The sequence below is a fragment of the Methylobacterium sp. 142-1Y genome (genome assembly GCF_057747795.1).
On record NZ_CM173224.1, the window covers coordinates 1,284,084 to 1,310,686 of the forward strand.

The 26,603-nt window shown below is 70.7% G+C and carries 20 protein-coding genes; 14 read left to right on the forward strand and 6 right to left on the reverse strand.

Annotation, left to right across the window (positions count from 1 at the left end; all coding sequences use genetic code 11):
- Positions 1–39: 39 nt before the first annotated feature.
- The 4 genes from AC3AOF_RS06005 to AC3AOF_RS06020 form a co-directional block, all read right to left on the reverse strand.
- A complete protein-coding gene (locus tag AC3AOF_RS06005; RefSeq protein WP_488347951.1) occupies positions 40–972 on the reverse strand; it encodes a glutathione S-transferase family protein in 933 nt (310 codons plus the stop codon).
- Between the two features lie 38 nt (positions 973–1,010).
- Entirely contained in the window at positions 1,011–1,427 is a 417-nt protein-coding gene (locus tag AC3AOF_RS06010) for an ester cyclase (RefSeq protein WP_236991633.1), read from the reverse strand.
- 144 nt (positions 1,428–1,571) lie between these two features.
- Positions 1,572–2,381, reverse strand: a complete 810-nt coding sequence (locus AC3AOF_RS06015; protein WP_488347240.1) for an IS5 family transposase — start codon at positions 2,379–2,381, stop codon at positions 1,572–1,574.
- 258 nt (positions 2,382–2,639) lie between these two features.
- Positions 2,640–3,404: an alpha/beta fold hydrolase gene (locus tag AC3AOF_RS06020; protein WP_236991632.1), complete on the reverse strand. Its 765-nt coding sequence runs from the start codon at positions 3,402–3,404 to the stop codon at positions 2,640–2,642.
- Between the two features lie 145 nt (positions 3,405–3,549).
- Here AC3AOF_RS06020 and AC3AOF_RS06025 point away from each other — a divergent pair, with 145 nt between their 5' ends.
- The 14 genes from AC3AOF_RS06025 to AC3AOF_RS06090 all read left to right on the forward strand — a co-directional run bounded on the left by AC3AOF_RS06025 (position 3,550) and on the right by AC3AOF_RS06090 (position 24,546).
- On the forward strand, positions 3,550–4,119 hold the full coding sequence (locus AC3AOF_RS06025) for a DUF533 domain-containing protein (protein ID WP_236991631.1): 570 nt from the start codon (positions 3,550–3,552) through the stop codon (positions 4,117–4,119).
- A gap of 104 nt (positions 4,120–4,223) precedes the next feature.
- Positions 4,224–4,940, forward strand: a complete 717-nt coding sequence (locus AC3AOF_RS06030; RefSeq protein WP_236991630.1) for a TetR/AcrR family transcriptional regulator — start codon at positions 4,224–4,226, stop codon at positions 4,938–4,940.
- Positions 4,941–5,190: 250 nt separating this feature from the next.
- On the forward strand, positions 5,191–6,153 hold the full coding sequence (gene mdh / locus AC3AOF_RS06035) for a malate dehydrogenase (RefSeq protein WP_488347952.1): 963 nt from the start codon (positions 5,191–5,193) through the stop codon (positions 6,151–6,153).
- 84 nt (positions 6,154–6,237) lie between these two features.
- Positions 6,238–7,434, forward strand: coding sequence for an ADP-forming succinate--CoA ligase subunit beta (gene sucC / locus AC3AOF_RS06040; RefSeq protein WP_236991629.1), 1,197 nt, complete (start codon positions 6,238–6,240; stop codon positions 7,432–7,434).
- 157 nt (positions 7,435–7,591) lie between these two features.
- Positions 7,592–8,476, forward strand: coding sequence for a succinate--CoA ligase subunit alpha (gene sucD / locus AC3AOF_RS06045; RefSeq protein ID WP_236991626.1), 885 nt, complete (start codon positions 7,592–7,594; stop codon positions 8,474–8,476).
- 212 nt (positions 8,477–8,688) lie between these two features.
- Entirely contained in the window at positions 8,689–11,643 is a 2,955-nt protein-coding gene (locus tag AC3AOF_RS06050; RefSeq protein ID WP_236991625.1) for a 2-oxoglutarate dehydrogenase E1 component, read from the forward strand.
- 80 nt (positions 11,644–11,723) lie between these two features.
- Positions 11,724–12,992 (forward strand): 2-oxoglutarate dehydrogenase complex dihydrolipoyllysine-residue succinyltransferase, encoded by a 1,269-nt coding sequence (gene odhB / locus AC3AOF_RS06055; protein ID WP_488347953.1) that lies wholly within the window; start codon positions 11,724–11,726, stop codon positions 12,990–12,992.
- A 367-nt stretch (positions 12,993–13,359) separates the two neighbouring features.
- Positions 13,360–14,106, forward strand: coding sequence for an SDR family oxidoreductase (locus AC3AOF_RS06060; protein WP_488347954.1), 747 nt, complete (start codon positions 13,360–13,362; stop codon positions 14,104–14,106).
- Positions 14,107–14,179: 73 nt separating this feature from the next.
- A complete protein-coding gene (lpdA, locus tag AC3AOF_RS06065) occupies positions 14,180–15,583 on the forward strand; it encodes a dihydrolipoyl dehydrogenase (RefSeq protein ID WP_488347955.1) in 1,404 nt (467 codons plus the stop codon).
- Positions 15,584–15,888: 305 nt separating this feature from the next.
- Positions 15,889–16,434: a gluconokinase gene (locus AC3AOF_RS06070; RefSeq protein ID WP_488347956.1), complete on the forward strand. Its 546-nt coding sequence runs from the start codon at positions 15,889–15,891 to the stop codon at positions 16,432–16,434.
- A 163-nt stretch (positions 16,435–16,597) separates the two neighbouring features.
- Positions 16,598–20,413 (forward strand): ATP-binding protein, encoded by a 3,816-nt coding sequence (locus AC3AOF_RS06075; RefSeq protein WP_488347957.1) that lies wholly within the window; start codon positions 16,598–16,600, stop codon positions 20,411–20,413.
- Between the two features lie 264 nt (positions 20,414–20,677).
- The gene (locus tag AC3AOF_RS06080) at positions 20,678–22,354 is read left to right on the forward strand and encodes a DEAD/DEAH box helicase (protein ID WP_488347958.1); all 1,677 of its coding nucleotides are present in this window, start codon (positions 20,678–20,680) and stop codon (positions 22,352–22,354) included.
- 275 nt (positions 22,355–22,629) lie between these two features.
- Positions 22,630–23,508 (forward strand): aldose 1-epimerase family protein, encoded by an 879-nt coding sequence (locus AC3AOF_RS06085; protein ID WP_488347959.1) that lies wholly within the window; start codon positions 22,630–22,632, stop codon positions 23,506–23,508.
- A 72-nt stretch (positions 23,509–23,580) separates the two neighbouring features.
- Positions 23,581–24,546, forward strand: coding sequence for a tyrosine recombinase XerC (locus tag AC3AOF_RS06090; RefSeq protein ID WP_488347960.1), 966 nt, complete (start codon positions 23,581–23,583; stop codon positions 24,544–24,546).
- A 7-nt stretch (positions 24,547–24,553) separates the two neighbouring features.
- Here the strand turns inward: AC3AOF_RS06090 and AC3AOF_RS06095 are convergent, their stop codons facing one another.
- Together AC3AOF_RS06095 and AC3AOF_RS06100 are read right to left on the reverse strand one after the other, a co-directional pair.
- Positions 24,554–26,017, reverse strand: a complete 1,464-nt coding sequence (locus AC3AOF_RS06095; RefSeq protein WP_488347961.1) for an MDR family MFS transporter — start codon at positions 26,015–26,017, stop codon at positions 24,554–24,556.
- Between the two features lie 117 nt (positions 26,018–26,134).
- Positions 26,135–26,596, reverse strand: a complete 462-nt coding sequence (locus AC3AOF_RS06100) for an Lrp/AsnC family transcriptional regulator (RefSeq protein ID WP_203156465.1) — start codon at positions 26,594–26,596, stop codon at positions 26,135–26,137.
- Positions 26,597–26,603: the final 7 nt, after the last annotated feature.

The following is a 26,603-nucleotide window of genomic DNA, read 5'->3' on the forward strand; positions in this document are numbered from 1 at the left end:
GCGCGGATGGGTGAGCCGATCCGCCGGGACCGCCGGCCTTCAGCCCTTCGCCACCGTGAACCCGGCCCGCGGGAAGTGCAGGTGCAGCGCGCCCACCTGCGTATCGTCGCGGCGGATGACGATGCGCTCCGCATCGACCGCGACGAGCCTCCCTGCGACCGGCACGCGGGCGAAATCGTCCGGCGTCACCGTCACGGGCTCGCCGGGGGCCGCCGCGATCAGGTCCGGCACCGCGTTCGCGGCCTCGACCGGTGCCGGCTCGGCAGCCTTCGCCACTTCCAGGGCCGCCTCGGCGGTCATCGCTTGCGGCCGGCCGTGGCCGAGGCCGGCGACCCGGTCGATCCAGCCGAGGAGGGGTTTGAGCCCGAGTAGCCGGTCGACCGAGCCGGCCCGGCCGCCGCCGCGCATCAGCCAGAGCAGGTGGTAATGCGCCAGGTCCGCCACCCCCGGCCGGTCGCCGCCGAGGAACCGGCGGCCATCCGACAGGGAAGCGGCGAGCCAGGCGGTCCAGGCCGCGACCCGCTGCGCGTTGCGGGCGAAATCCGGCTCCATGGCGGCGTGGCTGATGTCGACGTAGAGGTAATCGTCCTTGCGGTCGCGCAGGAACGCCTCGGGCAGGTCGCCGGCGAAATGCACCGTAACACCGATGACCGCGAGCCACAGATCGCGTTCCAGGCCGTAGGTCAGGCCCTCGGCCAGCGCCGGGGTGAAACCCGGAGACAGGCCGGGCTCGGGGTGCAGCCGCGCCAGGGCGGGCAGGATCGCGTGGGTGTCGCAATAGATGTCGGCGCCGACCTGCATCACCGGGATGCGGCGATAGCCGCCGGTGAGCGGATCGAGGAGCGGGCGCGGCGGCATCATCGCGACCTCGACCGAGCCCCAGTCGAGCCCCTTGATCCCGAGGGCGAGGCGGACCTTCTCGGCGTAAGGCGAGAAGGCGTAGTGGTGCAGGACGATCTGCGGCGTGGACATGCGGAGGCTCCCGGCTGACGGGTGGTGAGGGATGGGGATCAGGCCGGGAGGGCGCCGACCTGCTTCAGCATCCCGAGATTGTCCAGCAGCGCCCAATGCTCGACGAGGCGCCCGTCGACGATGCGAAACAGGTCCATCACCGCGATGTCGATACTGCGGCCGCTGGCGGGCAGTCCCATCAGGTCGCCGGTATGGCGGCCCCGGAAGCGCAGGCGCACCAGCACCCGGTCGCCCTCGGCGATCACCTCGTCGATCGGCAACGTCATCTCGGTGACGCCGCCATGCAGCACCTCGCCGAGCCGGGCCACGCCCTCGGGGCCGCGCACCGTGAAGTTCAGCCCGGGATCGTGCCGCACGAAGTCCGGCGCGATGTGCCGCTGCCACCAGGCCTCGTCGCGGTCGAGGAAGGCGGTGAAGTAGGCGCGGGCGAGATCCTTGTTGGCGTCGATCGGCATGGCGTTCTCCCGGGGCGCGCGCCCTCTTCCGGGGCGCGCAGCTACCCTATTGTTTTGCGCACAACCGATCGACTTGCAATCCGTCTGTGCGACGCGGAAGGATGACCGCCGCACGCGAACCCTCCCTCTGCGGGCTAGAGCGTGTTATGAACTGTTTACGATGCGTCCAAGCTTGCTGAGCATGTCGCAGACGAAGGCGATCATGTAGATGCCTGCCAACGTGGTGGCATAGCGCTCGTAGTCCTTGACCAGCCGGCGGCAGCGCGCCGCCCAGGCCAGCGAGCGCTCCACCACCCACCGGCGTGGCAGCAGCACGAAGCCGCGCTTGGCCTCGGGCGCCTTGACTACCTCCAACGCGATGCCGTTCGCGTCGGCGGCCTTCGCCGGCTTCTCGCCCGTGTAGCCTTGATCGACGAACGCCGTCTCCACGCTCCCGTCCGTCTCCGCTTGCACCGCACACGTCAGCGCCCCAACCTGGCTGCGGTCGTCCACGTTCGCCGGCGTGACGTGCAGCGCCACCACATGCCCGGGCGTGTCCACCGCCAGGTGCACCTTCGAGCCGCGCTTGCGCTTGGCCCCGTCGTAGCCCGCCCGCTCACCGCTCTCGGGCGAGGAGCGTTGGGTCCGGCTGTCCAGGATCACCGCAGACGGCTCCGGCTCGCGCCCCGCCGCTTCCCGCAACACAGCACGCAGGTCGCCCGCCACCGCGCCAAAGCAATCGGCGGAAAGCCAGCGTTGGGTCTGCTGGTAGACCGCCGCCCACGGCGGCAGGTCGTGGGGCATGAACCGCCACGGCGCACCGGTCTTCACGATGTAGCGCAGCCCGTTGAACACCTCGCGCAACTCGTGGTCGCGTTGACCCGAGTCCTCGCGCAGCAGCGCCAGATAGGGGGCAACCAGCGCCCATTCTTCATCGGACACGTCGGACGGATAGGCGGGGCGATCAGCACTCATGCCCCTCAACGCTCACGCTACGTCATAGGTTCATAACACGCTCTAGTGGCTTCATGCTTCTCTCTTGAGAGCTAACTCACTGTAAATATGCGCGCTTTCCCCTCCCCCCGGCGATCCCGGGCTTGCCCGGTATCGCTGCAAGTTGTGGGGAGGAGAAGCGCGCTATTCTCAAATGGAGAGGCGCTCAAATCGAGATGTGTGAATACGATAGCTCGCAGAGGGGGGAGGGGTTCGAGTACGCTTCCGGCCGACGCCCCGTCAGGGCCGCCCCGCCAGGAACTCCAGCACGCCGGCCTTGTGCACCTTGTCGCCGACCGCGAGGTTGTGGTCGCGGTTGGGGATGTCGAGGGCCTTGGCCTCCGGGATCAGGGCGGCGAGGGCCGGGCCCGACCCCGCCACCGTGTCGGTGGTACCCACCGCCACCAGCACCGGCACCTCGATCTGCGCGACTTCGGCCCGGGACAGGGTCTGGCGCGAGCCGCGCATGCAGGCGGCGAGCGCCCGCAGGTCGCTGCCGGTCGATTCGGCGAAGACCCGGAACATCCGCGCCGTCGGGTCGGTGACCGCGTCGCGCGACGGCGCCTCCATCGCGTCCGAGATGCCGGCGGGCAGCCCGCGCCCCTCGACCAGGTGGATGCCGAGACCCCCGAGCACGGCCGAGCGGACGCGATCCGGGTGGCCGAGCGCCAGAAAGGCGGTGATCCGCGCGCCCATCGAGTACCCCATCACGTCGGCGCGGGGGATCTCCAGGTGGTCGAGGAGCCGGCGGGCATCCTCCGCCATCAGGTCGGAGCCGTAGGCCTCCGGCTCGTAGAGCTTGCCGCTGCGGCCGTGGCCGCGATTGTCCAGCGCGATCACCCGCCGCCCGGCTCCGGTCAGGCTGCGCACCCAGGAGGTGTTCACCCAGTTGACGGCGTGGTTCGACGCGAAGCCGTGGATCAGCAGGATCGGCTCGGCCGCGCCCTCGGCCGGGGCGACGTCGAGATAGGCGATCGGCACGCCGTCCGAGTCGAAGGTCTGCATGGCGTTTGTGCTCCCGCGCGAGGTCCGGGCCGGCTTTAGCCACGGGCGGGCGGGCCCGCAACGCAGGGAGCGGGGAGGGGAGGTGGAGCCCGGCGCGCGGTCGCACGTTGATGCGGGACTTGAAAGGTCCGGCCCGGAATCCCGCATGAGCTTCGCCTTCCTCACCCGCGCCTTCGGCGGCGGCGATCCGGCCGAGGAGGTGCAAGGCCCGGCGCAAGACCCGGCCGCTCCGGTCCGGGCCTCGCGGCGCGACCGGCGGGCCGGCCGGGCGGATGCGGTGGTGACCGAGGCCCTGAGCCAGAAGGTGCTGCACGCCTTCCTGCAGAACCGCCACCAGACCCTGGTGCCGCTGACCCTGAACCTCAGGGTGCTGGAGCCCGCGCAGCGCGACCTCGTCATCCAGGCGATGGCGGCGGCGTTCCTGGCGCAGGGGCGGCGGCAGGACCCGGCCCCGGTGCGCGACGCGCTGGCCCGGATCAGCGCCGCGGAGGCCGAGCGCCAGCGCCTCGACAAGGCGCTCGCCGCGCCGCTGGCGCTCGGCGACCTCCTCGACGCGATCCTGGACGCCGATCTCGGCGCCTACGCCTATGTCGCCTCGCTGCTCGCCGTCGACCAGCGCCGCAGGGTCAACCAACTGTATCTCGCCTATCTCGCCGAGCGGCTGGGGCTGGCGGAGGATGTGGTGTCGAGCCTGCACCGGCGCTACAGGGTCTGACGACTGCGGCTCCAAGGCGCCGGAGCGGGGCTTCTCCTGGCGCCGACCGGCCGCTACCCTGGAGGGATCGTCGCGCCGTCGATCCTGACTGTATTTCGAGTTCCATGCCCCGCAGCCGCCCCGGCGCCCAGACCCGCGACGAGACGCATCCGGCGGACCCGCCGTTCTCAACGGGCCCGAACTATCCCGGCTCAAGCTCCCCCGGCCCGAACGCCCGCGCCCGGCCGGTGCCACCCTCGGCGGACGCGCGGCTGCTTGCCATCGCGGCCGACCACCTGCGCCGGCTCGGCCACCGGCAGGTCACGGTGGTGGGGGTCGCGGCCGAGGCAGGCATGACGCATGCCAACGTCTACCGCTACTTCCCGTCGAAGACCGCCCTCGTCGATGCGGTGGCGGGCCGCTGGCTGCGCGAGGTCGAGGCCGAACTCGGCGCCATCGCGGATGCGCCGGACCCCGCCGACGACAAGCTCGAACGCTTGCTGCTGGCGCTCGCCTCGATGCAGCGCGAGGTGCTGGCGCGGGACCCGCACCTGTTCGCCGTCCACCGCGACGCCACGGTCGAGTCCCGGCCGATCGCCCGGCGCCATCGCGGCCGCCTGCGCCAGCTGGTCGAGCGGGTGATCGAGGAGGGGATGAATGCCGGCACATTCTCCTTGCGCGACCGCGAGCGCGGCATCGCCTTCATCTTTGACACCAGCCACCGCTTCCTGCACCCGGTCTCGATCCAGCTCGACGCCGAGATGCCCCGCGACCTGATCGAGACCCGCCTCGGCGCAGTCATCCGGGCGATGCTGCGAATCCTGCGCATCGGCACGCTGTAGCGGCGCTGACAAACTATCGAAAATGTAACAATCGGTCGGAGTTCAGGGCAAAGCATTGATCAGAAAGGAAGTTTCTGGTCGTGTGACGGCCCCTGAACGCGGCCGCGGCGGCGCCTTGGCGCCTCGTGCCGGGCCCTCGGGTTGTCGGCCCCGGCTTTTTTCGCCAAAGAGGCACCCGCCGGCGCGGGCTCCTCGCGAGCGGACCCCGGCCCACGACGGTTCCACCACACCGCGAAGGATCGGTTCTGACATGGCACGCAAGAAGATCGCGCTCATCGGCGCTGGACAGATCGGCGGCACGCTCGCGCACCTCGCCGGCCTCAAGGAGCTGGGCGACGTCGTGCTGTTCGACATCGCCGACGGCGTGCCGCAGGGCAAGGGCCTCGACATCGCCGAGTCGGCCCCGGTCGACGGCTTCGACGCCAAGTATTCCGGCGCCAGCGACTACAGCGCCATCGCCGGGGCCGACGTGGTGATCGTGACCGCCGGCGTGCCGCGCAAGCCCGGCATGAGCCGCGACGACCTGATCGGCATCAACCTGAAGGTGATGGAAGCGGTCGGCACCGGCATCAAGACCCACGCCCCGAACGCCTTCGTGATCTGCATCACCAACCCGCTCGACGCGATGGTGTGGGCGCTGCAGAAGTTCTCCGGCCTCGACCCGAAGAAGATCGTCGGCATGGCCGGCGTGCTCGACTCGGCCCGCTTCCGCCACTTCCTGGCCGAGGAGTTCCAGGTCTCGGTCGAGGATGTCACCGCCTTCGTGCTCGGCGGCCACGGCGACGACATGGTGCCGCTGGTGCGCTACTCGACGGTGGCCGGCGTGCCGCTGCCCGACCTCGTCAAGCTGGGCTGGACCACCCAGGAGAAGCTCGACGCGATGGTCGAGCGGACCCGCAAGGGCGGCGGCGAGATCGTCAACCTGCTCAAGACCGGCTCGGCCTTCTACGCGCCCGCCGCCTCGGCGATCGCGATGGCCGAGAGCTACCTCAAGGACAAGAAGCGGGTCCTGCCCTGCGCGGCCCACCTCACCGGCCAGTACGGCGTCGACGGCCTGTTCATCGGCGTGCCGATCGTGATCGGCGAGAACGGCGTCGAGCGCATCGTCGAGGTCGAGTTCACGGCTGAGGAGAAGGCGATGTTCGAGAAGTCGGTCGCTTCCGTGAAGGGCCTGGTCGAGGCATGCAAGGGCATCAACGGCGCGCTGGCGTAACGCTTGACACGGGCGGCGCGGGGGCCTTCCCCGCGCCGCCTCTGCACGCACGCCCCGCCTGACTTTCAGAAAGCTTGTCGCCCCATGAACATCCACGAGTATCAAGCCAAGGCCGTCCTCAAGGAGTTCGGCCTGCCGGTCTCGAACGGCCGCGCCATCTTCAAGGCCTCCGAGGCCGAGGCCGCCGCCAACGAGCTGGGTGGCCCGCTCTGGGTCGTGAAGTCCCAGATCCATGCCGGCGGGCGCGGCAAGGGCAAGTTCAAGGAGGCCGAGGCCGGCGAGAAGGGCGGCGTGCGCCTCGCCAAGTCGGTCGAGGAGGTCAAGGCCTTCTCCGAGCAGATGCTCGGCCGCACCCTCGTGACGGTGCAGACCGGCGAGGCCGGCAAGCAGGTCAACCGCCTCTACATCGAGGACGGCTCGGACATCGAGACCGAGTTCTACCTGTCGATGCTCGTCGACCGCGAGACCGGCAAGGTCGCCTTCGTGGTCTCGACCGAGGGCGGCATGGACATCGAGCAGGTCGCCCACGACACGCCCGAGAAGATCATCACCTTCTCGGTCGACCCGGCCACCGGCGTGATGCCGCATCACGGCCGCGCGGTCGCCAAGGCGCTCGGCCTCACCGGCCCGCTCGCCAAGGAGGCGGAGGACCTCACCACCAAGCTCTACCGGGCGTTCACCGCCAAGGACATGAGCATGCTGGAGATCAACCCGCTCATCGTCACCAAGGACGGGCACCTGAAGTGCCTGGACGCCAAGATCTCGTTCGACTCGAACAGCCTCTACCGCCACCCGGAGATCGTGCAGCTGCGCGACATCACCGAGGAGGACGAGAAGGAGATCGAGGCCTCGAAGTACGACCTGGCCTACATCGCGCTCGACGGCACGATCGGCTGCATGGTGAACGGCGCGGGTCTCGCCATGGCGACGCTCGACATCATCAAGCTCTACGGCGAGGAGCCGGCGAACTTCCTCGATGTCGGCGGCGGCGCCTCGGAGGAGAAGGTCACCGCGGCCTTCAAGATCATCACCGCCGACCCGAACGTGAAGGGCATCCTAGTCAACATCTTCGGCGGCATCATGAAGTGCGACGTGATCGCCAACGGGGTGATCGCGGCCGTGAAGACCGTGGGCCTGCAAGTTCCGCTGGTGGTGCGCCTCGAGGGCACCAACGTCGAGAAGGGCAAGGAGATCATCCGCTCCTCGGGCCTCAACGTGATCCCGGCCGACGACCTCGACGACGCGGCGCAGAAGATCGTCGCGGCGGTGCGCAAGGGCTGAGGAGGGCAGGGCGCCCGCGAGGGCGCCCTTCTCGTGAGCGGGGCTCGGCTATCGGGCTCTCCCTCGGCGCAGTTTCTCAGGCGCGGTGCATCCCCTGAGGCTCGGTTCGCCTGAGCCGCACCGCCCATCCCAGAATGCAGATCTCCGGAGATCGCACGTGTCCATCCTCATCGACAAGAACACCAAGGTCATCTGCCAGGGCTTCACCGGCAAGAACGGGACCTTCCACTCCGAGCAGGCGATCGCCTACGGCACCAAGATGGTCGGCGGCACCTCGCCGGGGAAGGGCGGCGCGACCCATCTCGGCCTGCCGGTGTTCGACACCGTGAAGGAAGCCCGTCACGCCACCGGCGCCGACGCCTCGGTGGTCTACGTGCCGCCGCCGGGCGCCGCCGACGCGATCTGCGAGGCGATCGACGCCGAGATCCCGCTGATCGTCTGCATCACCGAAGGCATCCCGGTCCTCGACATGGTGCGCGTCAAGCGCTCGCTCGAAGGCTCGAAGTCGCGCCTGATCGGCCCGAACTGCCCCGGCATCGTGACGGCCGGCGAGTCGAAGATCGGCATCATGCCGGCCAACATCTTCCGTCCGGGCTCGGTCGGCATCGTGTCGCGCTCCGGCACGCTGACCTACGAGGCGGTGTTCCAGACCACCAACGAGGGCCTCGGCCAGACCACGGCGGTCGGCATCGGCGGCGACCCGGTCAAGGGCACCGAGTTCATCGACATGCTGGAGATGTTCTTAGGTGACGACAAGACCGAGTCGATCGTGATGATCGGCGAGATCGGCGGCTCGGCCGAGGAAGAGGCGGCGCAGTTCATCCGTGACGAGGCCAAGCGCGGCCGCAAGAAGCCGATGGTCGGCTTCATCGCCGGCCGCACCGCCCCTCCCGGCCGCCGCATGGGCCATGCCGGCGCGATCATCTCGGGCGGCAAGGGCGGCGCCGAGGACAAGATCGCCGCGATGGAGGAGGCCGGCATCCGCGTCTCGCCGTCGCCGGCCCGTCTCGGCAAGACCCTGGTCGAGGTCCTGAAGGGCTAAAAAGCCCTTCGCCTCGCGCATGGCAGGCGTGGCGTGCGGAATTCCGGTTCCGCACCCATATCGCAAGCAAACGTCAACTCTCTTGAGTGCGTAAGACATCCTCGCGTCCGGTGAGACCGGACGCCCCCACCGTCGATCCCCCGCCATCCTCCCGCCTCAACTGAGGGAGAGAAGCCGGCCCCCGATCGACCAGCGCGGATAGACAGATCGCCATGGCACGCCAGGACGCGAACGACGCCCTCCTCGGAACCTCGTTCCTCTACGGAGGCAACGCCGACTACATCGAGGAGCTCTACGCGACCTACACCCGGGACCCCAACGCGGTCGATCCCGAGTGGCGCAGCTTCTTCTCCGGATTGAAGGAGGAGAGCGCGATCGTCGTCAAGAACGCCGAGGGCGCGTCCTGGGCGAAGCCGAACTGGCCGATCGCCGCCAACGGCGAGATCGTCTCGGCGCTCGACGGCAACTGGGCGCAGGTCGAGAAGGCGGTCGGCGAGAAGATCAAGGCGAAGCAGGAGGCCAAGGGCCAGCCCGTCGCCCCGGCCGACGTGCTCCAGGCCACCAAGGATTCGGTCCGCGCGATCATGCTGATCCGCGCCTACCGCATGCGCGGCCATCTCCACGCCAAGCTCGATCCGCTCGGCCTCCAGCCGCGCGGCGACCACGAGGAACTGCACCCGCAGCATTACGGCTTCGCCGAGTCCGATTGGGACCGCCCGATCTTCCTCGACAACGTGCTCGGCCTCGAATTCGGCACCATCCGGGAGATCGTCGCGATCCTGGAGCGGACCTACTGCCAGACGCTCGGCGTCGAGTTCATGCACATCTCGGATCCGGAGGAGAAGGCCTGGATCCAGGAGCGCATCGAGGGCAAGGACAAGGAGATCTCGTTCACCGAGCAGGGCCGGCGGGCGATCCTCAACAAGATGATCGAGGCCGAAGGCTTCGAGAAGTTTTTGGACCTCAAGTATACCGGCACCAAGCGCTTCGGCCTCGACGGCTCGGAGGCGATGGTCCCGGCGCTCGAGCAGATCATCAAGCGCGGCGGCGCGCTCGGCGTCACCGACATCGTGCTCGGCATGGCCCATCGCGGCCGCCTCAACGTGCTCGCCAACGTGATGTCGAAGCCCTTCCGGGCGATCTTCCACGAGTTCAAGGGCGGCTCGTCCTCCCCGGCCGAGGTCGAGGGCTCGGGTGACGTGAAGTACCACCTCGGTGCCTCGAGCGACCGGGCCTTCGACGGCAACACCGTCCACCTGTCGCTGACCGCCAACCCCTCGCATCTCGAGATCGTCGATCCGGTGGTGCTCGGCAAGGTGCGCGCCAAGCAGGACCAGACCGGCGACGAGCAGCGCACCACCGTGCTGCCGCTCCTCATCCACGGCGACGCCGCCTTCGCCGGCCAGGGCGTGGTGGCGGAGTGCCTGGGCCTGTCGGGCCTGAAGGGCCACCGCACCGGCGGCTCGATCCACTTCATCATCAACAACCAGATCGGCTTCACCACCGATCCGCGCTTCTCGCGCTCCTCGCCCTATCCGTCCGACGTGGCGAAGATGGTCGAGGCGCCGATCTTCCACTGCAACGGCGACGACCCCGAGGCCGTCACCTTCGCGGCCAAGATCGCCACCGAGTACCGGCAGAAGTTCCACAAGCCTGTCGTGATCGACATGCTCTGCTACCGCCGCTTCGGCCACAACGAGGGCGACGAGCCCGCGTTCACCCAGCCGAAGATGTACCAGATCATCCGCAAGCATCCCTCGACGCTGGAGACCTACGGCAAGCGGCTGACCGAGAGCGGCGTGCTGAGCCAGAAGGAGCTGGAGGACCGCAAGGCCGAGTTCCGCGCCACCCTCGACAGCGAGTTCGACATCGCCACCGCCTACAAGGCCAACAAGGCCGACTGGCTCGACGGCCGCTGGTCGGGCCTGAAGGCGGTGCGCGAGGACGAGGACGACCCGCGCCGCGGCCGCACCGGCGTGCCGGCCGACACCCTGCGGGAGATCGGGCACGCCATCACCACGGTGCCGCAGGATTTCCACCTGCACCGCACCATCCGGCGCTTCCTCGACAACCGCGCCAAGGCGATCGAGACCGGCGAGGGCCTGGACTGGGCGACCGCCGAGGCGCTCGCCTTCGGCTCGCTCCTCACGGAAGGCCATCGGGTCCGCCTGTCGGGCCAGGATGTCGAGCGCGGCACCTTCTCGCAGCGCCACTCGGTGGTGATCGACCAGGAGAACGAGGAGCGCTACACGCCCCTCAACCACATCAAGGACGGCCAGAGCCGCTACGAGGTCATCAACTCGATGCTCTCGGAGGAGGCGGTGCTCGGCTTCGAGTACGGCTACTCGCTCGCCGAGCCGAACTCCCTGGTGCTGTGGGAGGCGCAGTTCGGCGACTTCGCCAACGGCGCGCAGGTCGTGGTCGACCAGTTCATCAGCAGCGGCGAGCGCAAGTGGCTGCGCATGTCGGGCCTGGTGATGCTGCTGCCGCACGGCTACGAGGGCCAGGGTCCGGAGCACTCGTCGGCGCGTCTTGAGCGCTACCTGCAGATGTGCGCCGAGGACAACATGCAGGTCGCCAACTGCACGACGCCCTCGAACTACTTCCACATCCTGCGCCGCCAGCTGAAGCGGGACTTCCGCAAGCCGCTGGTGCTGATGACCCCGAAGTCGCTGCTGCGCCACAAGCGGGCGGTCTCGGCGCTCGCCGACATCGCCGAGGGCTCGACCTTCCACCGGGTGCTGTGGGACGACGCCGAGAAGGCGCAGGACGGCGTGAAGCTCGTCAAGGACGACAAGGTCCGGCGCGTCGTGCTCTGCTCGGGCAAGGTCTATTACGACCTCTACGAGGAGCGTGAGAAGCGCGGCATCTCCGACGTGTACCTGATGCGCGTCGAGCAGCTCTACCCGTTCCCGCTGAAGTCGCTCGCCACCGAGATCTCCCGGTTCCGCAACGCCGAGGTGGTGTGGTGCCAGGAGGAGCCCAAGAACATGGGCTCGTGGGCCTTCGTCGACCCCTACCTCGAATGGGTCCTCAACCAGGCCGGCTCCGCCTCCAAGCGCCCGCGCTACGTCGGCCGCCCGGCCTCGGCCTCGACCGCCGTCGGCCTGATGTCGAAGCACCTCGACCAGCTCCAGGCCTTCCTCAACGAGGCCCTGGCGGTCTGATCCCTCGTCACCGGCGCCCCTTCCGGGGCGCCGCCTGATCCTTTTCCGGGCACCCCACCGCCCCAACCCTGACGGAAGACATGGCCACCGAAATCCGCGTCCCGACGCTCGGCGAGTCCGTGAGCGAGGCCACGATCGGCCGCTGGTTCAAGAAGCCCGGCGACACCGTGAAGGCCGACGAGCCGCTGGTCGAGCTCGAGACCGACAAGGTCACCCTCGAGGTCAACGCCCCGGCCTCCGGCCAGCTCGGCGACATCGTCGCCAAGGACGGCGAGACGGTCGAGCCCGGCGCGCTGCTGGGCTCGATCGTCGAGGGCGGCGCCTCCGCCGGCAACGGCGCGGCTCCGAAGGCCGAGGCTCCCAAGGAGGCCCCGAAGGCTGCCGCCGAGGCGCCCGCCAAGTCCTCGTCCGCCTCGTACGGCAGCCACGGCGACGCCGCCCCGAAGGGTCACTCGGCCGGCGACAACGGCCCGGCCGTCGGGCGTCTGGCCCAGGAATCCGGCGTCGATCCGTCGTCGGTGAAGGGCAGCGGCAAGGACGGCCGCGTCACCAAGGGCGACATGCTCTCGGCGATCTCGTCCGGCGCCTCGGCTCCCGCCCCGGCCCCGGCCCCGCAGGTCGCCCGCGCCCCGTCCGCGCCGGACGATGCCTCCCGCGAGGAGCGGGTGCGCATGACCAAGCTGCGCCAGACCATCGCCCGGCGCCTCAAGGACGCGCAGAACACCGCCGCGATGCTGACGACGTTCAACGACGTCGACATGGGCGCGGTGATGGCCCTGCGCCAGCAATACAAGGACGTGTTCGAGAAGAAGCACGGCGCCAAGCTCGGCTTCATGGGCTTCTTCACCAAGGCGGTGATCGGCGCCCTGAAGGACGTGCCGGCGGTGAACGCCGAGATCGACGGCCAGGACATCGTCTACAAGAACTACTACCACGTCGGCATCGCGGTCGGCACCGACAAGGGTCTCGTCGTGCCGGTGGTGCGCGACGCCGACCGGCTGTCGATCTCGGGCATCGAGAAGGCCATCACCAGCTTCGGCCGCAAGGCCCGCGACGGCAAGCTGTCGATCGAGGACATGCAGGGCGGCACGTTCACGATCACCAACGGCGGCATCTACGGCTCGCTGATGTCGACCCCGATCCTCAACGCGCCGCAATCCGGCATCCTCGGCATGCACCGCATCGAGGAGCGCCCGGTCGTGCGCAACGGCAAGATCGAGGCGCGGCCGATGATGTACCTCGCCCTGTCCTACGATCACCGGATCGTCGACGGGAAGGAGGCCGTGACCTTCCTGGTGCGGGTCAAGGAGGCCCTGGAGGACCCGGCGCGCCTCGTGCTCGACCTCTGAGGTTCGGCTGAAACCAGAGCCCCTGCCCCACCCGGGGGAGGGGCCTTCGGAAAACTTGCGTGACGAGAGTGGCGCGGGTTTCCTCCTCTCCCCGCGGGCGGGGAGAGGGCTCCGGCGACCTTGTCGTCGACGGAGCGAGCTGCGAACCGCAGGTTCGCCGCGAGGGTGAGGGGGTATATCCGGAGGAGCCACATCCGGAGATACCCCCTCACCCTCGCTCCGGCTGCGCCTGCGCTTGCTGTATTCCCTGAACGGGAACACAGCCCTCTCCCCGCCCACGGGGAGAGGGGAAGCCCGCGCCTCTTTTTTCCTCCCGGATAGCTTCGTCGCCTGGGGGAGGGGTCTCTCGTCATCGGGGAGCACGGCAATGACGGACAAGGTCCTGGTGGTCACCGGCGGCAGCCGCGGCATCGGCCGGGCGGTCGCCCTGCGCGCCGCGCGGGCCGGCTGGCGGGTCTGCTTCTCCTACGTCGCGGCCAAGGACGCCGCCGACGCCCTGGTGCGGGAGATCGAGGAAGCCGGCGGCACCGCTCTCGCCGTCAGGAGCGACGTCGCGGTCGAGGCCGACATCCCGGCGCTCTTCAAGGCCGCCGACGGCCTCGGCACGCTCGGCGGCCTCGTCAACAATGCCGGCGTGGTCGACTACGCCGCCCGGGTCGACGAGATGACGTTCGCCCGGCTCCACCGGATGATGACCACCAACGTCATCGGCTCGTTCCTGTGCGCCGGCGAGGCGGTGCGGCGGATGTCGACCCGGCATGGCGGCCAGGGCGGCGTCATCGTCAACCTCTCCTCGGTGGCCGCCCGCCTCGGCGCGCCGAACCAGTACGTCGATTACGCGGCGTCCAAGGGCGCCATCGACACCTTCACCACCGGGCTCGCCGGCGAGGTCGCCGAGGAGGGGATCCGGGTCACCGGCGTCGCCCCCGGGCTGATCGAGACCGAAATCCATGCCAGCGGCGGCCAGCCCGACCGGCTGGCGCGCTTGAGCCCGCTCGTGCCGATGAAGCGCGCCGGCACCGCCGACGAGGTCGCCGCGGCGATCATGTGGCTTCTCTCGGACGAGGCCTCCTACGCCACCGGCACGACGCTCACGATCTCGGGCGGCCGCTAACTCTCCTCACCCCATCCACGTCATCGGCGGCTTTGCCCGTGAGGCCCGCCGCTCCCAACCTCGCGAGTCCAGAATGTCCTCCTACGATCTCGTCGTCATCGGCACCGGCCCCGGCGGCTATGTCTGCGCCCTGCGCGCCGCCCAGCTCGGGCTGAAGACTGCCGTGGTCGAGAAGCGCCCGACCCATGGCGGCACCTGCCTCAATGTCGGCTGCATCCCCTCGAAGGCCCTGCTCCACGCCTCCGAGGCGTTCGAGGAGGTGACCAAGCACTTGCCCGTGCTGGGCATCACCGTCGGCGAGCCGAAGCTCGACCTGCCTAAGATGATGGCGTTCAAGCAGGAGGGCGTCGACGGCAACACCAAGGGCGTCGCGTTCCTGCTCAAGAAGAACGGCATCGACGCCTTCCAGGGCACCGGGCGGCTGGCCGGCGCTGGCCGGGTCGAGGTCACCTCGGAGGATGGCAGCAACCAGATCCTGGAAGCCAAGAACGTCGTCATCGCGACGGGCTCGGACGTCGCCAACCTGCCGGGCGTGACGATCGACGAGGAGGTCGTGGTCTCCTCGACCGGCGCCCTCGACCTGACCAAGGTCCCGGGCAAGCTCGTGGTCATCGGCGCCGGCGTGATCGGCCTCGAACTCGGCTCGGTCTGGCGGCGTCTCGGTTCCGAGGTCACCGTCGTCGAGTACCTCGACCGGATCCTGCCGGGCATGGACGGCGAGGTCGGCAAGCAGTTCCAGCGCATCCTGCAGAAGCAGGGCATCCAGTTCCGCCTGTCGCAGAAGGTCACCGGCGTCGAGCGCAGCGGCGAGGGTGCCAAGGTCACCGTCGAGCCGGCCGCGGGCGGTGCCGCCGAGACCCTGGAGGCCGACGTGGTCCTCGTCGCCATCGGCCGCACGCCCTACACCGCGGGTCTCGGCCTCGATACGGTCGGCATCCAGCTCGACAACAAGGGCCGGATCCAGACCGACGACCGCTACGCCACCAACGTCACCGGCCTCTACGCCATCGGCGACGTGATCGCCGGCCCGATGCTCGCCCACAAGGCCGAGGACGAGGGCGTCGCGGTCGCCGAGATCCTGGCCGGCAAGGCGGGCCACGTGAATTACGGCGTGATCCCGAACGTGGTCTACACCACCCCGGAGGTCGCCTCGGTCGGCAAGTCCGAGGAGGAGCTGAAGAAGGACGGGATCACCTACAATATCGGCAAGTTCCCGTTCACGGCGAACGGCCGCGCCAAGGTGAACCACACCACCGACGGCTTCGTGAAGGTGCTGGCGGATGCGTCCACCGACCGTGTGCTCGGCGTCCACATCGTCGGGCCCGATGCCGGCAACCTCATCATGGAGGTCGCGGTGGCGATGGAGTTCGGCGCCTCCTCCGAGGACATCGCCCGCACCTGCCACGCCCACCCGACCCTGACCGAGGCGGTGAAGGAAGCCGCCCTCGCGGTGGAAAAGCGCGCTCTGCATATGTGAGCGCGACGGCTATACCCCTCCCCCCTCTGCGGGGGAGGGTGCACCGCGGATGCGGGGCGGGAGAGGGGACGCCGTTTCCGGAGAGGTCGCGACCGCGATGAAGGACGCCACGTCCTGCATCGTCGCGCTGCCCCTCTCTCGGCTTGCTCCGCTCGCCACCCTCCCCCACCCCAAGCCGGGCTTGCCCGACTTGGGCATAGGGATGCGGAACTCGGGCAAGCCCGCGTTCCGTGGGGGGAGGGTTGGGCGCCGAGCGCCGCATCGTCTACTTGAGAATGACAAAGAAAACGGGAGGACACGCCACGATGGACAATGCCGCAGGCAATCCGACCCCTCCCGCGGTCGTCGTGGTCATGGGCGTGTCGGGCTCCGGCAAGAGCACGGTGGCGAGCCTGCTCGCCGGCCGGCTCGGCTGGGAGTTCGAGGATGGCGACGATTTCCATCCCCCGGCCAATGTCGAGAAGATGCAGGCCGGCCACCCCCTCACCGACGAGGATCGCTGGCCCTGGCTCGCCGCCATCGCGGCCTGGATCGACCGGCTCCGGGCCGAGGGGCGGCACGGGGTGGTGACCTGCTCGGCGCTCAAGCGGGCCTATCGCGAGATCCTGGTCGGCGACCGTCCGGACGTGCGCCTCGTCTACCTCAAGGGCGACCGCGAGCTGATCGGCCGGCGCATGGCCGCCCGCCACGGCCATTTCATGCCGACGAGCCTGCTCGACAGCCAGTTCCGCACCCTGGAGGAGCCGACGCCCGACGAGAACCCGCTCGTGGTCTCGATCGGTGCCCCCCCGCAGGCGATCGTGGCCGAGATCGGCGGGGCCCTGACCGGCCGGCCGGCGCAAGGCGCCTGATTCCGCGCAGGACGAACCGCACCCGGCGGGCCGGACGCCCCGGTCGGTCGGAGTTCTTCCAGAAAATACGCTCGTCCGGCCCGTCGAGTCAGAATTCCTTTATGCCTGGTTTTTGACACTCCGCGGCGCCCGTGCCATCGCGGGGGCATGCTGGACGATACTCATGCCCGGTAATCGGCCGAACGCGTACGAGACCCTGTTTCCCGGCGGCGGCGAGATGGGCGCCCGCCTGCGCGCCCACGACTGGGCGGCGACGTCCCTCGGGCCGATCGAGGCCTGGCCGCCATCGCTGACCATGGCGGTGCGGATCATGCTCGGCTCCCGCTTCGCGATGTGGATGGCCTGGGGGCCCGACCTCGCGTTCTTCTACAACGACGCGTACGGGCCGACGCTGGGCGTCAAGGAATCCTGGGCGCTGGGCTCGCGCTCGGACGTGGTCTGGGCGGAGATCTGGCCCGATATCGAGCCGCGCATCGCCCAGGTGCTGCGCACCGGCGAGGCGACCTGGGACGAGGCTTTGCTGCTCTTCCTCGAGCGGCGCGGCTTTGCCGAGGAGAGCTACCACACCTTCTCCTACAGCCCGCTCGCCGACGATGCCGGCACCGTCAACGGCCTGCTCTGCGTCGTCTCGGAGGAGACCGAGCGGGTCATCGGCGAGCGGCGCCTGCGGTCCTTGCGCGACCTCGGCGCCGGCATGGCGGCGGCCCGCACCGCGGCGGAGGTCGGCACCGTCGTCGCTGCCTGCCTCGGGGAGGGGACCGGCGACCTGCCGGTGGCGCTCGCCTATCTCGCGGGCGACGCGCCGGCCCTGCTGGCCCGCGCGGGAATCGGGCCGGACCACCCGGCCGCCGAACGGGCGGCCGAGGCCGCCGCCGCCGCGATGGGTCACCTCGATCCTGCCGATCCCATCGGCCAAACCTCGGTGCTGCTGCCGGTCGAGGCGCTGGGCCCGTTGTTTGCCGCCCTGCCGTCCGGCCCCTGGGACCGGCCCCCCACTCACGCCCTGGTCGTGCCGATCGCCCAGCAGGGCCAGAGCCGCCCCGCCGGGGTGTTCGTCGCCGGCTTGAACCCCTACCGACCCGTCGACGAGGCGTATCGCGGCTTCGTCGAGCTGTTCGTCGGCCAGATCGCCACGGGGCTCGCCAACGCTAACGCCTACGAGGCCGAGCGGCGCCGGGCCGAGGCCTTCGCCGAGCTCGACCGGCAGAAGACCGTGTTCTTCTCCAACGTCAGCCACGAGTTCCGCACGCCCCTGACCCTGATGCTGGGACCGCTGACCGAGGTGCTGGAGGCGCCGCCCACCGCGCTCGATCCCGATACGCGCCGCCTGGTGGAACTGGCCCACCGCAACGGCCTGCGGCTCCTGAAGCTCGTCAACGCGCTGCTCGATTTCTCGCGCATCGAGGCCGGCCGGGCCCAGGCCGCCTTCCAGCCCCTCGACCTCGCCCGCTTCACCGCGGAACTCGCCTCCAGCTTCCGCTCGGCCACCGACAAGGCCGGCCTCGTCCTCGACGTCGATTGCGCGAGCCTGCCCGGACCACCCTTTGCGGAGCCCGCCTTCGTCGACCCGGAGATGTGGGAGAAGGTCGTCCTCAACCTCGTCTCCAACGCCTTCAAGTTCACCCTCGACGGCACGATCACCGTGCGGCTGCGGGCGCAAGGCGGCCGGGCGGTGCTGTCGGTGGCGGATACCGGCCTCGGCATCCCGGAGGCCGAGCTGCCGCGGCTGTTCGAGCGCTTCCACCGGGTCGAGGGCGCGCAGGGTCGCAGCTTCGAGGGATCGGGCATCGGGCTCGCCCTGGTCCAGGAGCTGGTCCGGCTCCATGGCGGCACGGTCGGGGTCGAGAGCACGCTGGGCAAGGGCAGCACCTTCACGGTGAGCCTGCCCCTCGGCCGGGCCCATCTGCCGCAGGATCGCATCCGCGCCGCCCGGGCCGGCATCTCGACCGCCACCCGCTCCCACGTCTTCGTCGAGGAGGCGACCCGCTGGCTCGACGAGGAGGCGGCGGGCCCGCCCGATCTCGGCGAGGTGCCGAGCCCCGCCGGCCTCACCGGCCGGGTGCTGCTCGCCGACGACAACGGCGACATGCGCGCTTATGTCGGGCGCCTGCTCGGCGACAGCGGCCACGTCGTCGAGGCGGTGGGCGACGGGCAGGCGGCTCTGGCGGCGGCCCGCCGCCACGCCCCGGACCTCGTCCTTTCCGACGTGATGATGCCCGGCCTCGACGGGTTCGGCCTGCTCGCCGCCCTGCGGGACGATCCCGCGCTCCGGGGCATCCCCGTGATCCTGCTCTCGGCCCGGGCCGGCGAGGAGGCCCGCATCGAGGGACTGGCCGCGGGCGCCGACGACTACCTGATCAAGCCGTTCTCGGCCCGCGAGCTGCTGGCTCGCGTCGAGACCAACCTGCGCCTCGCCCGGGTCCGGCGGGAGGCGGCGGATGCCCTGCGGCGGGTCAACGAGACCCTGGAGGCCCAGGTCGCCGAGCGCACCCGCGAGCGCGACCGGATGTGGCGCCTGTCGAAGGACGTGATGCTGGTCGCGCGCTTCGACGGCACGATCGCGGCGCTCAACCCCGCCTGGCACGCGGTGCTCGGCTGGACCGCCGAGGATCTCATCGGCCGCCCGTTCCTCGACCTCGTCCACCCGGACGACCGGGAGCGCACGCTGGCGGAGACCAGGCGCCTCGCCGACGGCCACGCGACGCTGCTCTTCGAGAACCGCTACCGCCACGCCGACGGCTCCTACCGCATCCTGTCCTGGACCGCGGTGCCGGGGGAAGAGCACCTGCACGCGGTCGGGCGCGACGTGACCGAGCAGCGCGAGCTGGAGGAGGCCTTCCGCCAGTCGCAGAAGATGGAGGCGGTGGGCCAGCTCACCGGCGGCATCGCCCACGACTTCAACAACCTGCTCACCGGCATCGTCGGCTCCCTCGACCTCCTGTCGACGCGCCTGGCCCAGGGCCGCACCGACGTGGCCGCGCGCTACATCGAGGCGGCCCTGACCTCGGCCCACCGGGCCGCGGCGCTGACCCATCGGCTGCTCGCCTTCGCCCGGCGCCAGCCCCTCGACCCGCGCCCCGTCGATGCCAACGCCCTCGTCGCCTCCCTGGAGGATCTTGTGCGCCGGACGCTCGGCGAGACCGTCACCCTGGAGACGCGCCTCACGGAGGGCCTGTGGCCGACGCTCTGCGACGCCAACCAGCTCGAGAGCGCGATCCTCAACCTCGCCATCAACGCCCGCGACGCGATGCCCGACGGCGGGCACCTCACCATCGAGACCCGCAACGTCACCCTCGACGGGGTCTTCGCCGCCGCCCACGGCGACGTGGCGCCGGGCGCCTATATCCGCCTCGCCGTCACCGATACCGGCACCGGCATGCCGCCCGAGGTGGTGCGCCGCGCCTTCGACCCGTTCTTCACCACGAAGCCCATCGGCCAGGGCACCGGCCTGGGGCTCTCGATGATCTACGGCTTCGCCCGCCAGTCCGAGGGCCACGCGGTCATCGCCTCGGAGGTCGGCCGCGGCACCACCGTGGCGCTCTACCTGCCCCGTCACGACGGTCCCCTCGGCGAGGCGGAGGGCCCGGCCCCCGGCCCGGCCGCGCCGCCCGCCGGCAGCGGCGAGACCGTGCTGGTGGTGGAGGACGAGCCGGCGGTGCGCAGCCTCATCGTCGACGTGCTGCGCGACCTCGGCTACCGGGCGCTGGAGGCCCAGGACGGCCCGGCCGGCCTCGCGGCCCTGCGGGGTGCCGCCCGCATCGACCTTCTCGTCACCGATGTCGGCCTGCCGGGCCTCAACGGCCGCCAACTCGCCGACGCCGCCCGCGAGCATCGCCCGGGGCTCAAGGTGCTGTTCATCACCGGCTATGCCGAGAACGCCGCCATGGCGGGGTTTCTCGCCCCCGGGATGCAGATGGTCACGAAGCCCTTCCCGGTCGACCTGCTGGCGCGGCGGATCCGGGCGATCATCGAGGGGTGATCCCCGAGAATCATCCCGCCGAGAATCATCCCGTCCGGGGCATCCCTTGAGGAGGTGCCACCCATGCGGGGTGCGGGGTGGACCTCCGGCCCCAACCCCTGTAATGGCTGCCTCCTCCACGAAAAGACCGTAGGGATTCCCCGCGCGCCGCGAGCGCCCGCCGCCATGCGGCCGGCCCTCTGATGAGGCCATGTGCTACCAAGCCTTGGGCCTCCGGAGCCGATTCGATCCCCGCGCGTCGCCATTACCTGGGATCGAATCCACGTGCCTTTTCCTGTTCTACCCGCCCCCCTCGCCAAGGCCCTCGCCGACCGCGGCTACGAAGACCCGACGCCGGTCCAGGCCGCCGTCCTCGAGCCCGAGACCGAGGGGCGCGACCTCGTCGTCTCGGCCCAGACCGGCTCCGGCAAGACCGTCGCCTACGGCCTCGCTCTCGCCCGCACCCTCCTCGGCGACGCCGAGATGCTGCCCGCGCCCGGCGCGCCGCTCGCGCTGGTGATCGCGCCGACCCGCGAGCTGGCGCTCCAAGTCCACCGCGAGCTGTCCTGGCTCTACGGCCCGGCCGGCGCCCGCGTCGTCTCCTGCGTCGGCGGCATGGACCCGCGGCGCGAGAGCCGCTGGCTCGCCGACGGCGTCCACATCGTGGTCGGCACGCCCGGCCGCTTGCGCGACCATCTCGAGCGCCGCAACCTCGACCCGTCGGCCTTGCGCGCCGTGGTGCTCGACGAGGCCGACGAGATGCTCGACCTCGGCTTCCGCGAGGATCTGGAATTCATCCTCGGCACCACCCCGGCCGAGCGGCGCACCCTGCTGTTCTCCGCCACCCTGCCGAAGGGCATCGTGGCGCTCGCCGAGTCCTATCAGCGCGACGCCATGCGCATCGCGGTCGTCGGCGAGACCAAGGCGCATGCCGACATCGAGTACCGCGCCTTCCGCATCCTGCCGCGGGAGACCGAGCTCGTGGTGGTCAACACCCTGCGCCAGATCGAGGCGCGCACCGCGATCGTGTTCTGCAACACCCGCAATTCCGTGCGCCACCTCCAGGCGGTGCTGACCGAGCGCGGCTTCCAGGCCGTGGCGCTCTCGGGCGAGCTCGGCCAGGGCGAGCGCAACGCCGCCCTCCAGGCCCTGCGCGACGGCCGCGCGCGGGTCTGCGTCGCCACCGACGTCGCCGCCCGCGGCATCGACCTGCCGGGTCTCGGCCTCGTCATCCATGCCGAGCTGCCCAACGATGCGGAAGTGATGCAGCACCGCTCCGGCCGCACCGGCCGGGCCGGGCGCAAGGGCATCAGCGTGCTCCTGGTGCCGCCGTCGCGCCGCCGCCGGGCCGAGGAGCTGATGGTGCGGGCGAACGTGGTGCCGGTCTGGTCCGGCCCGCCGCCGGCCGACGAGATCCGCGCCCTCGACCAGGAGCGCCTGCTCCAGGACCCGCTCGTCACCGACGAGGTGAGCGACGAGGACCGCGCCATGGCCCAGTCGCTGCTCGCCCAGCGCTCGGCCGAGGACCTCGCCGCCGCCCTGGTGCGGGCCTACCGCTCGCGCCTGCCGGCGCCCGAGGAGGTCACCGATCCGGGCTTCACCACCGGCCGCGGCGCGACGACCAAGCGCGAGACCACCCCGCGGGACGGCCCGCGCGCCCCGTTCGGGTCGAGCGTGTGGTTCCGCCTCAATGTCGGCCGGCGCGACAACGCCGATCCGCGCCGCCTGCTGCCGATGCTGTGCCGCCGCGGCGACGTGACCCGCGAGGAGATCGGCGCGATCCGCATCTTCGACCGCGAGACCAAGTTCGAGGTCCGCGGCGGCGCCGCCGAGCGTTTCGCCCACACCTTCCCGCGCACCGGCCCGGCCGACCTCCAGGTCGAGGCCCTGGCCGGGGGCGAGGCCGAGGTCCCGCCGCGTCCCCGCCAGCCCCGGCGCAGCAACAACGCCCGGCGGGGGTAAAGGGAGCGGGCTCTTCTGGCTCGCGCACCCGAAATCGGCATTGCCGCAACGGCGCCCCCTCGAACCCTCCCCCCTCTGCGGGGGAGGGTGCCCCACGGAGTGGGGCGGGAGAGGGGACGCCGTTTCCGGATAAAGCGGAGCCGTTCTGACGGGCGCCAACTGGATCAACGTCGCGCTGCCCCTCTCCCGGCTCACTGCGTTCGCCACCCTCCCCCGCAGAGGGGGGAGGGTTCACGCGCGGGCCTTCTGACAGCCCGCCGCTGCATGAGGCCCCGATGACCGACATCGTCGAGATCCGCCACCGCGCCACCGCCGCCCGCCTCGCCCTCGCCGGCGCCGAGCCGGTCTCCTGGCGGGTCGGCGGCACCGAGTACCTGTGGTCGGGCGATCCGGCGCACTGGAACCGGCACGCGCCCTGGCTCTTCCCGGTCGTCGGTGCCTCCGCCGGGGGCGCCGTCACGGTGGCGGGCCACAGCTACCCGATGGCGCAGCACGGCTTTGCCCGCGACAGCCGCTTCACGGTGGTGGCGCAGGCCGAGGACAGCGTGACCCTGCGCCTGACCGACACGCCAGAATCCCGTCAGTCCTATCCGTTCGCCTTCCGCCTCGACGTCACCGCCACGGTGACCGACGGGGCACTGACCTTCGCCTGCGAGGTCCATAATCCCGGCTCCGAGCCGCTGCCCTACGGCCTCGGCTTCCACCCGGCCTTTCCCTGGCCCTTCGCCGGCGGCGAACGGGTGGCCGGGGGCGGCTACGCGGTGCACTTCGCGCATCCCGAGCGGCCGGCGGTGCCGGAGGTCGGGCCCGGCGGGCTGCTGGTGCGCAGCGAGCGGGCCCTGCCCCTCGCCGGCGACACCCTGCCCCTCGATCCCGAGATGTTCACCGAGGCGCTGGTATTCCTGAACGCCCGCAGCCGGGCGATGCGCTTCACGGCGCCTTCGGGCGCGACCATCGCCCTGGAGGTCGAGGACTTCCCGCATCTCGCGGTCTGGACCAAGCCGACTGCGCCGTTCCTGTCCCTCGAATGCTGGACCGGCCACGCCGACTGGATGGGTTTCTCCGGCGAGCTGGCGGAGCGCGATTCGCAACGCCTGCTGGCGCCGGGCGCGAGCGCCCGCCACGGCGTCACCTTGCGCTTCACCCCCGCCTGACCGGGGGCGTCAACCCACCATAAACCCGATCCGGGGCCTACTCGTCTCCCCCCAACCGGAGCCCGGCCCCCGATGTCCGACGCAGACCCCGTCGACCTGCTGCTGCCCGGCGCCCCCGACGTGCGGGCGGCGGCCATTACCTGGCTCGAAGGAATGGCCTCGGAGCGGCGCCTGTCGCCCAATACCGTCGAGGCCTATCGGCGCGATCTGCGCCAGTTCCTCGCCCACCTGGCCAAGGGGGGCCGGAATCCCGACATCCCGACCCTGATCGGGCTCAAGCCCCGGGACGTGCGCGGCTTCATGGCGTCGCGGCGCCAGGACGGCGTCGGCGGGCGCAGCCTGATGCGGGCACTCGCCGGCTTGCGCTCGTTTGCCCGCCACCTCGACCGGGAGGGCCATGGCAGCGTCGCGGCTCTGTCGGCGGTGCGCTCGCCCAAGGTCGAGCGGCGCCTGCCCCGTCCGCTTCCCGTCGCCGCCGCGGTCGCGATGGCGAGTCCCGACATCCGCGCCGGCGAGGACCGCCCGGCCTGGGTGCTGGCCCGCGACGCCGCGGTGCTGGCGCTCCTCTACGGCTCGGGCCTGCGCATCTCGGAGGCGCTCGGCCTCACGCGGCGCGATGCGCCCATCGATGGGGTCGACGCCGTGACGGTGGTCGGCAAGGGCCAGAAGACCCGCAGCGTGCCGGCCATCGCCCAGGTCCAGGCCGCGGTGGAGGATTACCTGAAACTCTGCCCCTACGCCCTGCCGCCGGAGGGTCCGCTCTTCGTCGGTGCCAAGGGCGGTCCGCTCTCGCCGCGCATCGTGCAACTCGCCGTCGCGTCGATGCGGGGCGCGCTGGGGCTGCCTTCGACCGCGACGCCGCACGCGCTACGCCACTCCTTCGCCAGCCACCTGCTCGCCCGCCAGGGCGACCTCAGGGCGATCCAGGAACTCCTGGGCCACGCCTCCCTGGCGACGACGCAGGTCTACACCAAGGTCGATGCCGCCCGCCTGCTCGACGCCTTCGACGCCGCCCATCCGCGGGCGCGGGCTTCTTGAGAGAGGCCTACTCCGCCGGCACCTCACGCGCCCGCCCGAGGGCCACGTGCGGCACCAGGAGCGCGGTGGCGAAGGCCGCCGCGGAGATGATCAGCACCGCCCAGAAGGTCTGGTGCAGGGCGTGCTGGAGCACGAGCCGCACGGTCTCGGCCTCGCCCGGCAGGCCGCCCGCCGCCAGGGCCTGCTGGAGGCTGTCCGCCGTGACGGTGCTGCCCGCCGCCGAGAGCCCGTGATTGAGCACCGCACCGAACACCGTGGCGCCGAGCGTGCTGCCGAGGTTGCGCGAGAAGATGTTCGAGGCGGTGGCGCTGCCGCGCTGGGTCCAGGGCACGATCTCCTGGATCAGCATCAGGGAAGCGTTGCTGACCAGCCCCATGCCGAAGCCCATGATCAGCGAGCCGGCCCCGGCCTGGACCGGGTGGCTGCCGGGCTGGAGCGTCACGACGGCGATGGCGCCGAGCGGCAGCATCAGGCTGCCGGTGACCAGGATGCGGCGCAGGCTGAAGCGGTGGATGGAGCGCGCCGCCAGCGTCGCGCCCATCGGCCAGCCGAGCACCATCACGGTGAGCGCCATGCCGGCGACGATCGGCGTCTGCCCGAGCACGCCCTGGACGTACATCGGCAGGAAGGTGGTGAGCCCGATCAGCGCCATGCCGGCCAGCAGCGAGGTGGCATTGGCGGCGGCGATCGGCCGGCGGCGCCAGAGCGCGGCGTCGATCACCGGCTCCCGCGCCCGCCGCTCCTGGAACGCCAGCAGCATGGCCGCCACGATCCCGAGCCCGGCGGCGATGCCGACGATCGTCCAGCGTGCCTCGCCGGCCTCGGTCAGGGCCACCATCAGGGCCGCCACCGTGACGGTGAACAGGGCGGCGCCCGCCGCATCGACCGGCCGGCGCTCGCGCCGCTCGCCCTCGTGCAGGAAGGCGATGAACAGCGCGCTCGCGACGAGGCCGACCGGCAGGTTGATCCAGAAGATCCACGACCATGAGGCGTGCGCGATGATGAAGCCGCCCGCCACCGGCCCGACCACCGCCGAGATCGCCCAGACGCTGGCGAGGAAGCCCTGGATCCGCCCGCGCTCCTGCGCGGAGTAGAGGTCGCCCACGATGGTGAGCGAGACCGGCTGGATCGCGCCCGCGCCGATGCCCTGGATCAGCCGGAAGGCGATCATCGCCGGCATCGACCAGGCGAAGCCGCACATGACCGAGGCCGCCAGGAACACCGCGATGCCGGTGAGCAGCACGGGCTTGCGCCCATGGATGTCGGCGAGCTTGCCGAACACGATGGTGGCGGCGGTCTGGGTCAGGAGGAAGCCGGAAAACACCCAGGCATAGAGCGACAGCCCGCCGAGCTCGCCGACGATGCCCGGCATCGCCGTCGAGATGATGGTCGCCTCGATCGCCACCATGGCCATCGCCGCCATGACGGCGGCGATCACGAGGGGACGGCGCGTCGTCCGGGAGGTGGTCATGGTCGCGGGCTTCGTCGGGCAGGGGAGGGGACGAGGGCGGCAGCTAAACCGATCGGCCCGGAAAGCAACCGGCGCCCGGCGCAGGCCAGACCCGCGCCATCATGATTGGACCTGGTCTTACTCAGCGTAAGTCACCGGCAGGGCGGTGGTGTACTTGATTCGCTCCATCGCGAAGGCCGAACTGACGTCGTAGAGTTCGACCGACTGGATCAGCCGCTTGTAGACCCGGTCATAAGCCGCGATGTCGGGCACGACGATGCGCAGCAAGTAGTCGATCTCGCCGCTCATGCGGTAGAACTCGACCACTTCGGGGATCTGCGCCACGGCGGCGCAGAAACGTTCGGCCCAGTCGGCATTGTGCCGGTTGGTCCGCACCGAGACGAAGACCGTGACGCCGACCCGCATCCGGTCGGGATCGAGGAGCGCCACCCGGCGCTGGATCACCCCTTGCGCCTCCAGCTTCTGGATCCGCCGCCAGCACGGCGAGGCCGACAGGCCGACCCGGGCGGCGATCGCCTCGAGCGACTCGGCCGCGTTCTCCTGGAGGCACAACAGGATTTTCCGGTCGAACTCGTCCACGCGAAAT